We start from the raw sequence: 12,952 nt of genomic DNA, 5'->3' as shown, positions 1-12,952 counted from the left end.
GAGAGTTTTATGAATACAATTCATATTATCGGTTTAGGGAATGGGGGATTAGATGCATGTCCCTATGGTATTGTTAAGCAACTGGAAACTATTCAACAAGCTTATGTAAGAACGATGGACCACCCGATTATTGAAGAGTTAAAGGCGTTACACGACCTTGATTCGTGGGTGTCCTTTGATTCAGTTTATGAGCAACATGATGATTTTGAAGGCGTTTATCAAGCAATTGTGAAGACTCTGATTGATGCTGTAAAAAATGGTGATGTTTATTATATCTTGCCTGGGCATCCAATGATTTTAGAGGAGACAACTCAACGCCTATTGAAGTATCAAAACGAGCAGTTTGAAGTGAATGTTGTTGGTGGTAGGAGTTTTTATGATGATGTGTTTAATGCGATGCAAATTGACCCTGTCAAAGGTTTTCTTTCTATCGATGCGATGCATTATACGCCAATTCAATTCAACATTCATAATGATACATTAGTGACGCAAGTGTATGACCAATTTATCCTTTCAGATTTAAAGGTTGATTTGTTAGAACATTATCCCGCTGAACATACCGTATATATCATTATGGATGCGGGGATTGAAACGGAAGTTGTGAATTCTGTTCCATTATGTGAAATTGATCATGAGCCATTTGTGTCGAATTTAGCAGTATTGTTTATCCCACGTGTCACGGAAGAGGTAGACAAATATAAAGATATTCATTATAGCCAATTATTATTTAATCAATTAGTGTCAGACGATGGTTGTCCTTGGGACAGAGAGCAAACAAATGAGAGCATATTGAAATATTTAATTGAAGAGAGCTATGAATTAAGTGAAGCGGTGATTCAAGAAGATGATGAAGCAATCACTGATGAGCTAGGTGATGTTTTATTGCAAGTTATGTTACATTGTGCGATTGGAGAAAAAGAAGGATACTTTACGTTGAATGAAGTCATTCATAAAATGAATGATAAAGTCGTCAGAAGACATCCTCATGTGTTTGGCTCTGAACAAGCGACATCAACGGATGAAGTGAATGCAATATGGGAAGCTAAAAAAAGGGAAGAAGGTCTTTTTGTTGAACGTACAAAATATGAAAAAGACTACGCTAATTTCATCTTTCCTAGAATGTATGAAACAATCACTAAAGGTATAAAGCCTGAACGATTGTTATTGAAGCAACAATCTTTGAACGGACTTAATAATGATGAGAAAGGGAAGGAGAAATAATCGATGAGAATTGATAAGTTCTTAAAAGTATCTCGGTTAATAAAAAGAAGAACGTTAGCGAAAGAAATGACAGATAAAGGTAGAGTATTAATCAATGATAAACCATCAAAAGCTGGAACCGCGGTATCAGTTGGAGATGAGATTACTTTAAATTACGGTCATCGAATTGTAATCGTTAAGGTGAATGCTTTACTAGAGCATGCAGCCAAAGATGATGCATCGAAGATGTATGAAGTCATTGAAGACAAAAAACGAGAAGAAATATAATTTCACTAGTAATTTCCATATAAATAGTGTATTTTATAAGTAGTGATAAAAGGGAGTGATCAAAGTGAAAAACAACGTAACTCAGTTCCCAGCGAATGATAAATCGAGACGTGATCACTTTGAAGCGACACGACGTTCGATTGTTAAGCGAAGATTAACACTGACTTCTACTGTATTTGTCGGTACTTTATGCATCGCATTATTTTTCACAGGTAATCAATATATGAATAATGAATCAGCACAAAAGGAACTTGCAAAAGCGCAGTCAGAATATGAAACGTTAGTCGATAAAGAGAAGTCGCTTTCCGAACAAGTGGAGCAGTTAAATGATGATGATTACATCGCGAAAATTGCGAGAAGTGAATACTACTTAAGCAAAGAAGACGAGATCATATTTAACATCCCTGATGAGAAAAAAGATAAAGAAAATAAAGAATAATCATGTTATAATATAGAGTATAATTCATTGCATCAAACGTGTGATAGATCATATTTAGGAGGAAATATTAAGCATATGTCAATTGAAGTTGGTAGTAAGATTACAGGTAAAGTAACAGGTATTAAACCTTTTGGAGCTTTCGTAGAGTTGTCAGAGGGGAAAAGCGGTCTAGTACATATTAGTGAGGTAGATGACTCATATGTAGAAGATATTAACAATCATCTTGCTGTAGGTGATGAAGTGTTAGTAAAAGTATTGACTGTTGGTGAGGATGGTAAAATTAGTTTATCAATCAAGAAGGCGAAAGAACAACGTCGACCAAAACCTGCCCCTAAAAAAGAAAGCACACCGGAAGACTTTGAAAAGAGACTATCAAACTTCTTAAAAGATTCTGAAGATAAGCTTTCAACGATTAAGAAGCAAACTGAGTCACGTCGTGGTGGCCGTGGTTCTAGACGTTAATAAATTATAAGATCACTTTTTAAGTGGTCTTTTTCTGTATATTGGAGTGATTTAAAATAGAGATTTCATGGCAGGAAACAGATCGTATCGCTGTATGTGTCTCAACAGGTATCGATTCGATGGTGTTATTGCATTTATTGCAGACGGAATATCAACATACATATGATAGATTATATGTATATCACATACACCATGGGCAACGTAAAGCATCGGATGATGAATGTCGTTTCATTAAGTCCTATTGCCATCTTCATGACATATCAGTTCGTGTTGGTTATATTGGTCGTGATATTGACTCGATGGTCAATCCACAAAATAGCATTCAACAAATGAGTAGAGTGTTACGTTATGAACGATTTATTCAATTCGCAAATGAAGATCAGGTAAGTTGGATTTTAACTGCACACCATCTTGATGATTTAGTTGAGACTGCATATTTTAGATTATGGACAAATAGGTTTAGTCATCAATCTCTTCTGTTTGATTCTGTAAGAACAGCAAACGAGGCAGACAATCGCATTCAATTTGCTAAACCATTGATTCATTATTCGAAAGAGGATATCTACAACATTCAAAAACAACAGTCGATAGACTTTTATGAAGATGAAACGAATAAAAGTAGTAAATATCATCGAAACTATATTCGACATGAAATAATTCCTAAAATCAACTCGGTCGAAAATTTTAGCGCGAGAAATATTGTTAATCTATCAAATCAATTAGAAGAATTGAAGGTATTTATAGTAAAATCATTTGAACAAACAATTCAAGGACACAGGCTTAAAAGAAGCTTAATCAGTGAACAACAACAAACAGTTGCGAAATTGATCTTATTTGAATGGGTTAAATTTCATTTAAAGAGTACTAATTTAGATGAACATTTTGAAATATCTCAAACTGAAATTGACCAACTCTACACATTAACTGTGAATAACAAAATAAAAAACTATACATTCCAACGAGGGCAAATGACTATCAATATCGCTTATGAAGCGCTCTATGTTTCATTTGAAGACATTGAAATTGATCAATTACTCCACATTGAATGTCCCGGGAAATACCAATTTAATGAGTATGAAATTATTGTTACAGAGGACAGTCATAGTAATCAATATACTGTTAGAACAGCACAGCAGCATGATAAAATCAAATTAATTAATCAATCCCATTATAAAAAAGTAAATCGAGTCTTTATTGATCACAAAGTACCGTTAAAGCAAAGACAGCGCATACCTGTTATACTAAATAGCAATCAAGAAATAATCGCTGTTGGCCATCTTAAACATAGTGACATGCCTGGGCATCAATTTATTAAAATATATTATAAAAACAAGGAGAATCAAATATGAAAAACTTAGATCAAGATATTAAATCAGTCGTTGTTTCTAAAGAAAGAATTGAAGAAATCTGTCAAACTCTTGGAGAGCGAATTACAAAAGATTATCGAGATAAAGATTTAATTTGTATCGGATTACTAAAAGGATGTAGTTTTTTTATGACAGATCTATTGAAGTATGTTGATACACACCTTGAGATTGAATATATGGATGTATCAAGTTATCACGGTTCGACTGAATCGACTGGAGAGGTTAAAATCAATTTAGACTTGAGTCGATCTATAGAAGGTAAAGATCTACTGATTGTAGAAGATATTGTCGAGACAGGTACAACGTTGAATTCTATTATCGATCTACTAACTTATCGTAAAGCGAAATCTATCGAAATCGTAACGCTACTAGATAAACCGAATCGTCGCAAAATACCGATGACACCAAAGTATATTGGGGAAACGATTCCTGATGAATTCGTTGTTGGTTATGGTTTAGATTATAATGAAAATTATCGTAATATGGATTACATTGGTTTACTGAAAGAAGAAGTATATAAAAAAAGCTAATATATGGAACAATACAAACTAAGTATGTTATTATGTTTGTTAGTGTATAGATAAGCTAGGAGGAAACATATAGATGAAAGGCAAAGGCACATATAAAAACCTCTTGTTCTTAATTGTTTCTATCGTTATTTTATTTGTCGTATTTTCGATGATTAATGGAACGACAAGCAATGTCAAAGATGTTAAATATTCAACATTTATGAATTATATAGAGCAAGACAAAGTGAAGGAACTAACGATTCAACCAGAACAAAACGTATATTTAGTTGAAGGTAAAGTAAGCGATGCGAAAAAAGGTGAGACATTTAAGACGGTCATTCCTTATAATCAGCAAAGTGATTTGGACAAAATTACCGAGTATGCTAAATCAAACGAAGACAAAGTGAAATTCGACGTACTACCTGCAGAGAAACCTTCTCCTTGGGTGAGTATGTTATCAACATTTATTCCGTTATTATTGTTTTTCTTATTATTTATGTTTGTAATGACACAAGCACAAGGCGGCGGTGGTGGCGGTCGCATGATGAACTTTGGTAAGAGTAAAGCGAAGATGTATGACCAAAGTAAAAAACGCGTCCGTTTTAGTGATGTCGCTGGTGCAGATGAAGAGAAACAAGAACTTGTAGAAGTGGTAGACTTCTTAAAAGATAATAGAGCGTTTAAACAACTTGGTGCGAGAATACCTAAAGGAGTTCTACTTGTCGGACCGCCTGGTACAGGTAAAACTTTACTTGCTAGAGCAGTAGCGGGTGAAGCAGGAGTACCGTTCTTCTCGATTTCAGGTTCTGACTTCGTAGAAATGTTTGTCGGTGTCGGTGCTTCTCGTGTTCGTGACTTATTCGAGAATGCAAAGAAAAATGCACCATGTATTATTTTCATCGATGAGATTGATGCCGTTGGACGTCAGCGTGGCGCTGGTGTCGGTGGTGGACACGATGAACGTGAACAAACATTGAACCAACTCCTTGTTGAGATGGATGGATTCGGTGAGAATGAAGGGATTATTATGATTGCTGCGACAAACCGTCCTGACATTTTAGACCCTGCTTTATTACGTCCAGGTCGATTTGACCGTCAAATTCAAGTGGGACGCCCAGACGTTAAAGGTCGTGAGGCAGTTCTAAAAGTACATGCAAAGAACAAACCGTTAGATGATTCGGTCGACTTAAACGCAATTGCTCAACGCACGCCTGGATTTAGTGGTGCGGATCTTGAGAACTTATTGAACGAAGCAGCTTTAGTTGCAGCGCGTGCAGGGAAGAAGAAAATTGATGATCGTGATATCGATGAAGCGACAGATCGAGTGATCGCTGGACCAGCAAAGAAAAGCAAAGTGATTTCTGAGAAAGAACGTAACATCGTTGCGTATCATGAAGCTGGACATACAATTATCGGTTGTGTATTAGATGAAGCCGAAGAAGTGCACAAAGTGACGATTGTACCTCGTGGACAAGCAGGCGGTTATGCCGTGATGTTACCAAAACAAGATCGCTACTTTATGACGAAGCCAGAACTTGAAGATAAAATTGTTGGATTGTTAGGTGGTCGTGTATCTGAAGAAATTAACTTTGGTGAAGTATCAACTGGTGCACACAATGACTTCCAACGTTCAACAAGTATTGCAAGAAGTATGGTAACTGAATACGGTATGAGTGACAAACTTGGACCACTACAATTCGGTGATACAAGTGGAGGTCAAGTGTTCTTAGGTAAAGATATGCAAAACGAGCCGAACTACTCAGATCGTATTGCGTATGAGATTGATAGCGAAGTTCAACGAATTGTTAAAGAACAATATGAGCGTTGTCGTACGATATTGACAGAACATAAAGCGCAATTAGAGTTAATTGCTGAGACTTTATTGGAAGTTGAAACGTTAGATAGAGCTCAAATCCAAAGCCTATTCCATGAAGGTAAGTTACCTGAAAGAGCTTACGATAACGACATAGAGGATCGTAGTGATGAGGATAAACTTGGACCGAGTTATGAGGATGTAAAGCGCGAATTAAATGAAAAGCAACAAAAAAATGATGAAGACGAAGAATAATAAATTAATTAAGTCCTAAGCCATCGCTTAGGACTTCTTATTATGTGGAGGTAAAATAATGAAAGATTATTTAGTAAAAGCACTATTGTTTAACGATGAGGTAAGAATGTATGCGGTGACATCAACAGAGACAGTACAAGAAGTACAGACAAGACATTACACTTGGCCAACTGCTTCGGCAGCTATTGGAAGAGCGATGAGTGCGACGGTGATGATGGGTGCTATGCTCAAAAATGACGACACAATCACAGTACGAATTAATGGTAATGGCCCAATCGGCGGTATGGTGATTGATGGAGATGCGAAAGGGAATGTTAGAGGGTATGTAGAACATCCACAAACCCATTTTCCATTAAATGATATTGGTAAGTTAGATGTCAGAAGAGCTGTTGGAACAGACGGAACGATTAGTGTTGTTAAAGATGTCGGTTTAAAAGATTATTTCACAGGACAAACACCGATTGTATCTGGTGAACTTGGGGAAGACTTTACTTACTATTTAACGACAAGTGAACAGGTTCCATCGTCTGTTGCCGTCGGTGTACTTGTGAATCCTGATAATACGATTAAAGCAAGTGGAGGATTTATTATTCAAGTGATGCCATTTGCTAAAGAAGAGACGATTGATCAGTTAGAAAAAGCAATTGAATCGATTCCCCCAATCTCTAAATTAATTGATGAAGGATACACACCAGAACAAATTATCGAACGAATTGCCGGCAGTGAACATAAAATAGTTGATACAATGCCAATTCAATTTAAATGTAAATGTTCTAAAGAACGATTTTATAATGCGATTGCTGGGCTTGGACACGATGAAATTAAAGCAATGATCGAAGAGGACAATGGAGCAGAAGCGGTATGTCATTTCTGTAATGAGAAGTATCAATTTACAGCACAAGAACTTGAAGCGTTACTTTAGTAGTAAAGCAGTCTATTTGGAATAATCCGACTAAATTGGTATACTTATAGTATTAGTAGACTAATATAATTATTAGTTTAGAGTAAATAATAAACCAAAAAGGTAGGGATTTATGTGCGTAAAGTAGTGAATAATGTTACTGAGTTAATCGGTGGAACACCAATTGTTAAGCTAAATCGTTTAACTGATGAGTCAATGGCAGATGTATATGTAAAACTTGAATATCAAAACCCAGGTAGCTCAGTGAAAGATCGTATCGCACTCGCGATGATCAAAAAAGCAGAAGAATCTAATTTAATTAAACCGGGGGATACAATTGTTGAGCCAACATCCGGTAATACAGGGATCGGTCTTGCAATGGTCTCAGCTGCATTAGGGTATAAAGCAGTACTTGTAATGCCTGATACGATGAGTCAAGAACGCCGTTCATTACTTAGAGCATATGGTGCTGAGCTTGTATTGACACCAGGTGCGAATGGAATGAAAGGTGCAATTGAGAAAGCGAATGAATTAAAGGACGAACATGGATACTTTATGCCTCAACAATTTGAGAATATGGCAAATCCAGAAATTCATAGTGAGACGACAGGTAAAGAAATTATTGAACAAATGGAAGGCATTACGATTGATGCATTTATTTCAGGTGTTGGTACAGGTGGTACGGTCAGTGGTGTCGGTCAAACATTGAAAGCACATCATGAAGCAACTCAAGTGTTCGCACTTGAACCAACAGATTCTGATGTTTTAAGTGGTGGGTCAGCAGGTCCACATAAAATACAGGGCATCGGAGCAGGATTTGTTCCAGGAACGTTGAATACTGATATTTATGATGGTGTATTAACTGTATCTAATGAGCAAGCGATGGAAACAGCCAGAAATCTTGCAAAAGAGGAAGGAATTCTTGGAGGTATTTCATCAGGAGCTGCGGTTTACGCATCCCTAGAGAAAGCGAAAGAATTAGGCGCTGGTAAGACCATTGTTACAGTATTACCAAGTAATGGAGAACGTTATTTATCAACACCTTTATTTAACTTTGAAGATTAATATTTGATACGTTTCAATAAATTGAATTTAATTAAGAAAGAGTAAGAAATACCCATGGGTATTTCTTACTCTTTTATATTGAAATTTATATATTCAATCATTATAAAATTGTAAAATTTATTATATCAATGAAATGTGTTATAATACGATGATGTAAAAATATATTGGGGGTGTTTATATGGAGAAGTTGAAGATTATGGGGATACTAAACGTTACACCGGATTCATTTAGTGACGGGGGCCAGTATAATAGTGTCGAAGCTAGTCTACGTCGAGTAAAAGAAATGGTTGATGATGGTGTTGATATTATTGATGTTGGAGGCTATTCAACGCGACCGGGTCATAGTGCAGTCACAATTGAAGAAGAGATTGAACGTGTTGTTCCTGTAATTGAAGCAATTAAACATATAGCACCATTGATTTCTGTAGATACTTTTAGGTCTGAAGTGGCGCGTGCAGCGCTTGATGCGGGTGCTCATATTATAAATGATCAGTGGCGAGGGACTTATGATGAACGAATATTAGAAGTAGTTAAACAATACAATGTTCCGATTATTTTAATGCATAATAGAACAGAAATGATTCCAGATGATATAGATGCAATGGATGAAGTGATTAACGATTTAAAGGACTCAATTGATTTATGTAAAAAGCATGGTATAACTGATAATCTGATTTGGCTAGATCCAGGCATCGGTTTTAAGAAAACACGAGCACAAGAATTGAGTATTATGAGACAACTCGATCGATTAGTTGAATTGGGATATAAAGTATTACTTGCAACGAGTCGAAAGCGTTTTGTGAACACGTTGCTTGATCGTCCTTATGATGCATATGATAGAGATGAACAAACAGTGGCAACGACGATTTATGGATTGACTAAAGGTGTCTATGGTGTGAGAGTCCATAATGTCTCTATGAACCGAAAAGCAGTAGATGCATATCAAACGTTAGTAGGTGAAGGCGATGGATAAAATTCATATCGAAGGCGTGAGAGGTTATGCATATCACGGTGCATTGTCTGCTGAACATGAACTAGGTCAACAATTTATAGCTGATGTCACGATGTCTGTAGACTTACATGAAGCAGGTGTGGATGATGATTTATCATCAACGGTTCATTACGGAGAAGCGTATGAAGTCATCCATGAAACCCTTACGAAGACAAGGAAAGATTTAATAGAAGCTGTCGCAGAACAAATTGCCAGTGAATTATTTAAACAATTTGAACGTGTAGACGGTGTACTTGTTACAATCAAAAAGCCTAATGCACCGATACCTGGTGTGTTCGACTATGTATCCGTCACAATTGATAGAAGGAGATCGACAGCTCATGGCTAATGTATACTTAGGATTAGGAAGTAACATTGGAGATAAGAAGCAATATATTACAGATGCGATAGAAGCGTTAAGTGATAATCCTCATATTGACCTTATTCAAGTTGCTGAGTTGATTGAAACTGAGCCTTATGGTCATGTTGAACAAGATGATTTCTTAAATACTTGTGTGCATATTGAAACGGACTATACACCATATGAAATGTTAGATAAAGCGATGGAAATCGAACAATCGTTAGATCGCGAACGTTATATTAAATGGGGACCTAGAACGATTGATATCGATATATTATTATACGAAGATTTACAGATTGAACAAGATAATTTGACGATTCCTCATGAAGAATTACATTTGCGATCATTTGTATTAGAACCGTTAAATTCGATTGCAAAAGATGTTGTACATCCAGTGTTTAATCAGACGATTCATGAATTGTATTTAGATTTAAAGCGTAAAGAAATGAAGGAATAAAGAGATAAAGAGGTGAACAAATGTTTAAAATAGGTGACGTTGAAATAGAAAACAGAGTCGTATTAGCGCCGATGGCTGGTGTATGTAATGCGGCATTTAGACTTACAGTGAAGGAATTTGGTGCGGGTCTTGTTTGCGCGGAAATGATTAGTGATAAAGCGTTATTATTTAAAAATGAAAAGACAATGAATATGCTATATATCGATTCACGTGAAAACCCAATGAGTCTGCAAATTTTTGGTGGGGAGAAAGAGACATTGGTTGAGGCGGCGAAGTATGTCGATCAAAATACAACGGCTGATATTATCGATATTAATATGGGCTGTCCAGTTTCTAAAATTATTAAATGTGAAGCTGGCGCCAGATGGTTGCTTGACCCTAATAAAATTTATGAAATGGTGAGTGCGGTTGTAGAAGCTGTAGACAAACCGGTCACGGTTAAAATGAGAACAGGTTGGGATGAAGATCATATTTATGCAGTTGAGAATGCAAAGATGATTGAAAAAGCAGGAGCTAGCGCTTTAAGTCTTCATGGTAGAACCCGTAAACAAATGTATGAAGGTCATGCGGATTGGGATATTATAAAGCAAGTTAAAGAAGCGGTTAATATTCCTGTCATTGGGAATGGTGATGTCACAACACCAGAGCTTGCCAAAAAAATGCTCGATGAAACAGGTGTTGATGCAGTCATGATTGGACGTGAAGCGTTAGGGAACCCCTGGATGATTTATCGTACTGTGCATTATTTAGAGACTGGTGAACTGATGCCAGAGCCTGATATTGAAGAGAAAATCAAAATCGCAATACTTCACTTAGATCGTTTGATACAATTAAAAGGTGAGAAAGTTGCTGTAATGGAAATGCGTAAGCATGCATCATGGTATTTGAAAGGGATACGAGGTAACGGTAAAGCTCGAAAAGCGATTAATCAAACAAATACAAGAGATGAAATGGTGACTGTATTAGAGCAATTTGTACAAGATGTGAAGGATAAACAAGCGAGTTAAAGGAGAGAATGATATGACTGAAGAAATGAATGACCAAAGGCAAGTACGTTTTGACAAAATGGAAGATTATAAAGCCAAAGGAATTGATCCATTCGGTAAGCGTTTTGATCGTACACATTATTCTAAAGAATTGATGGCAACGTTTGATCAGTTTTCTAAAGAAGAGCTGAAAGAAAAAGAAGGAGAAACTTCAGTAACGATTGCGGGTCGAATTATGACTAAGCGTGGTAAAGGTAAGGCCGGATTCGCTCACGTGCAAGATGTTGATGGTCAAATTCAAATATACGTTCGAAAAGATCAAATTGGTGATGATGCGTTTGATATTTGGAATTCAACAGACCTAGGTGACATTGTTGGAGTTACCGGAGTCATGTTCAAAACAAATACGGGTGAATTGTCTGTGAAGGCAACCGAATATACGTTACTCTCTAAATCATTACGTCCATTACCGGATAAACACCATGGGTTAAAAGACGTAGAACAACGTTATCGTCAACGTTACTTAGATTTAATCACGAGCGAAGAGAGTAAAAATGTCTTTATTACGCGTAGTAAGATTATTCAAGAGATGAGAAGTTATTTGAATGATAGAGGATTTTTAGAAGTAGAAACACCGATGATGCATTCGATGGCTGGTGGTGCAGCAGCGAGACCATTTGAAACACACCATAATGCATTAGACATGGAACTGTATATGCGTATTGCACTTGAATTACACTTAAAACGTTTGATTGTTGGTGGACTTGAGAAAGTGTATGAAATTGGTCGTGTATTCCGTAATGAAGGGGTATCGACACGACATAACCCAGAATTTACAATGATTGAGTTGTATGAAGCATATGCTGATTACAAAGATATTATGTCACTCACTGAGGAAATGGTTGCATATATCGCTCAAAACGTGCTCGGAACGACGACGGTACCTTATGGTGAATATGAAATAGACTTATCACCACAATGGCGTCGAGTACACATGGTCGATGCAATACAAGAAGTGACTGGTGTTAACTTCTTTGATGTTACATCAACTGAAGAAGCGAAATCACTGGCTAAAGAACATCAAATAGAAATTAAAGAAACGATGAGTTATGGTCATATTGTGAATGAATTCTTCGAACAAAAAGTCGAAGAAACTTTAATTAATCCTACATTCGTATATGGTCATCCAGTTGAAATCTCTCCGCTTGCTAAGTTGAATGATGACGATCCACGTTTTACAGACCGTTTTGAATTGTTCATCGTTGGACGAGAGCATGCGAATGCGTTTACTGAATTAAATGATCCAATCGATCAGAAAGAACGATTCGAAGCGCAAGTTGAAGAGAAGGCGCAAGGAAATGATGAAGCACATGAAATGGATCACGACTTCATCGAAGCACTTGAATATGGAATGCCGCCTACAGGTGGATTAGGAATTGGTATTGACCGATTAGTGATGTTACTCACGAATTCACCATCTATTAGAGATGTGTTGTTATTCCCACACATGAAGCACAAGTAGTCTACAAAGTTAACATAGTATCTATAAGTTAAAGAGTCTAACATTGCCATCGCGACGTTAGGCTCTTTAATAATATAGAATGAATTTGAAGTGAGAATGTTTTAAAATAAGTTGACATTATGATGATTATTTAGTATTATAAAAAAGTCGCAATTATTAAATGGAGAATTAGCTCAGCTGGGAGAGCATCTGCCTTACAAGCAGAGGGTCGGCGGTTCGATCCCGTCATTCTCCACCATTAATTTTTTAACTTAATAAGCCGGCCTAGCTCAACTGGTAGAGCAACTGACTTGTAATCAGTAGGTTGGGGGTTCAAGTCCTCTGGCCGGCACCATT

At 36.7% G+C, this 12,952-nt stretch carries 14 protein-coding genes and 2 tRNA genes; all 16 read left to right on the top strand.

Annotated features, from left to right (window positions below):
• Positions 1–9 precede the first annotated feature (9 nt).
• The 16 genes from EDD62_RS08705 to EDD62_RS08630 all read left to right on the top strand — a co-directional run bounded on the left by EDD62_RS08705 (position 10) and on the right by EDD62_RS08630 (position 12,950).
• Positions 10–1,221 carry a MazG nucleotide pyrophosphohydrolase domain-containing protein gene (locus EDD62_RS08705; RefSeq protein ID WP_123808737.1) on the top strand — a complete coding sequence of 404 codons (1,212 nt, stop codon included), beginning with the start codon at positions 10–12 and terminating at the stop codon, positions 1,219–1,221.
• A gap of 3 nt (positions 1,222–1,224) precedes the next feature.
• The gene (locus EDD62_RS08700) at positions 1,225–1,488 is read left to right on the top strand and encodes an RNA-binding S4 domain-containing protein (protein ID WP_123808735.1); all 264 of its coding nucleotides are present in this window, start codon (positions 1,225–1,227) and stop codon (positions 1,486–1,488) included.
• Positions 1,489–1,552: 64 nt separating this feature from the next.
• On the top strand, positions 1,553–1,927 hold the full coding sequence (locus EDD62_RS08695; protein WP_123808733.1) for an FtsB family cell division protein: 375 nt from the start codon (positions 1,553–1,555) through the stop codon (positions 1,925–1,927).
• A gap of 75 nt (positions 1,928–2,002) precedes the next feature.
• Positions 2,003–2,389 (top strand): S1 domain-containing RNA-binding protein, encoded by a 387-nt coding sequence (locus tag EDD62_RS08690; RefSeq protein WP_077141004.1) that lies wholly within the window; start codon positions 2,003–2,005, stop codon positions 2,387–2,389.
• A 56-nt stretch (positions 2,390–2,445) separates the two neighbouring features.
• A complete protein-coding gene (tilS, locus tag EDD62_RS08685) occupies positions 2,446–3,738 on the top strand; it encodes a tRNA lysidine(34) synthetase TilS (RefSeq protein WP_331463360.1) in 1,293 nt (430 codons plus the stop codon).
• Complete coding sequence (gene hpt, locus EDD62_RS08680; protein WP_123808729.1) at positions 3,735–4,286, top strand: hypoxanthine phosphoribosyltransferase; 552 nt, start codon at positions 3,735–3,737, stop codon at positions 4,284–4,286. Before tilS ends, hpt begins: the two co-directional genes overlap by 4 nt.
• A gap of 73 nt (positions 4,287–4,359) precedes the next feature.
• A complete protein-coding gene (gene ftsH, locus EDD62_RS08675) occupies positions 4,360–6,333 on the top strand; it encodes an ATP-dependent zinc metalloprotease FtsH (RefSeq protein WP_123808727.1) in 1,974 nt (657 codons plus the stop codon).
• A gap of 55 nt (positions 6,334–6,388) precedes the next feature.
• Positions 6,389–7,255, top strand: coding sequence for an Hsp33 family molecular chaperone HslO (hslO, locus tag EDD62_RS08670; RefSeq protein WP_282957929.1), 867 nt, complete (start codon positions 6,389–6,391; stop codon positions 7,253–7,255).
• A gap of 114 nt (positions 7,256–7,369) precedes the next feature.
• Complete coding sequence (cysK, locus tag EDD62_RS08665) at positions 7,370–8,299, top strand: cysteine synthase A (protein ID WP_123808723.1); 930 nt, start codon at positions 7,370–7,372, stop codon at positions 8,297–8,299.
• A 178-nt stretch (positions 8,300–8,477) separates the two neighbouring features.
• Positions 8,478–9,272 (top strand): dihydropteroate synthase, encoded by a 795-nt coding sequence (gene folP, locus EDD62_RS08660; RefSeq protein WP_123808721.1) that lies wholly within the window; start codon positions 8,478–8,480, stop codon positions 9,270–9,272.
• Positions 9,265–9,639, top strand: coding sequence for a dihydroneopterin aldolase (gene folB, locus EDD62_RS08655; RefSeq protein ID WP_077140997.1), 375 nt, complete (start codon positions 9,265–9,267; stop codon positions 9,637–9,639). The genes folP and folB overlap by 8 nt, the downstream gene beginning before the upstream one ends.
• Complete coding sequence (gene folK / locus EDD62_RS08650) at positions 9,593–10,108, top strand: 2-amino-4-hydroxy-6-hydroxymethyldihydropteridine diphosphokinase (RefSeq protein WP_249037364.1); 516 nt, start codon at positions 9,593–9,595, stop codon at positions 10,106–10,108. Before folB ends, folK begins: the two co-directional genes overlap by 47 nt.
• Positions 10,109–10,128: 20 nt before the next feature.
• Positions 10,129–11,115: a tRNA dihydrouridine synthase DusB gene (gene dusB / locus EDD62_RS08645; protein WP_123808719.1), complete on the top strand. Its 987-nt coding sequence runs from the start codon at positions 10,129–10,131 to the stop codon at positions 11,113–11,115.
• A gap of 13 nt (positions 11,116–11,128) precedes the next feature.
• Positions 11,129–12,616: a lysine--tRNA ligase gene (lysS, locus tag EDD62_RS08640; RefSeq protein ID WP_123808717.1), complete on the top strand. Its 1,488-nt coding sequence runs from the start codon at positions 11,129–11,131 to the stop codon at positions 12,614–12,616.
• A gap of 162 nt (positions 12,617–12,778) precedes the next feature.
• Positions 12,779–12,854: transfer RNA gene (locus tag EDD62_RS08635), tRNA-Val, on the top strand.
• A 20-nt stretch (positions 12,855–12,874) separates the two neighbouring features.
• Positions 12,875–12,950: transfer RNA gene (locus EDD62_RS08630), tRNA-Thr, on the top strand.
• Positions 12,951–12,952: the final 2 nt, after the last annotated feature.

It is taken from the genome of Abyssicoccus albus, assembly GCF_003815035.1.
Taxonomy (GTDB): domain Bacteria; phylum Bacillota; class Bacilli; order Staphylococcales; family Abyssicoccaceae; genus Abyssicoccus; species Abyssicoccus albus.
Note: the sequence above shows the minus strand (reverse complement) of the source record. Positions and strands in the feature narration are given on the sequence as shown.

Excerpts from the sequence above, each read along its gene's own strand:
- EDD62_RS08705 (WP_123808737.1), top strand. The coding sequence starts at position 10 with ATGAATACAATTCATATTATCGGTTTAGGGAATGGGGGATTAGATGCA.
- EDD62_RS08700 (WP_123808735.1), top strand. The coding sequence starts at position 1,225 with ATGAGAATTGATAAGTTCTTAAAAGTATCTCGGTTAATAAAAAGAAGA.
- EDD62_RS08690 (WP_077141004.1), top strand. The coding sequence starts at position 2,003 with ATGTCAATTGAAGTTGGTAGTAAGATTACAGGTAAAGTAACAGGTATT.
- hpt (WP_123808729.1), top strand. The coding sequence starts at position 3,735 with ATGAAAAACTTAGATCAAGATATTAAATCAGTCGTTGTTTCTAAAGAA.
- ftsH (WP_123808727.1), top strand. The coding sequence starts at position 4,360 with ATGAAAGGCAAAGGCACATATAAAAACCTCTTGTTCTTAATTGTTTCT.
- folP (WP_123808721.1), top strand. The coding sequence starts at position 8,478 with ATGGAGAAGTTGAAGATTATGGGGATACTAAACGTTACACCGGATTCA.
- folB (WP_077140997.1), top strand. The coding sequence starts at position 9,265 with ATGGATAAAATTCATATCGAAGGCGTGAGAGGTTATGCATATCACGGT.
- folK (WP_249037364.1), top strand. The coding sequence starts at position 9,593 with ATGTATCCGTCACAATTGATAGAAGGAGATCGACAGCTCATGGCTAAT.
- dusB (WP_123808719.1), top strand. The coding sequence starts at position 10,129 with ATGTTTAAAATAGGTGACGTTGAAATAGAAAACAGAGTCGTATTAGCG.
- lysS (WP_123808717.1), top strand. The coding sequence starts at position 11,129 with ATGACTGAAGAAATGAATGACCAAAGGCAAGTACGTTTTGACAAAATG.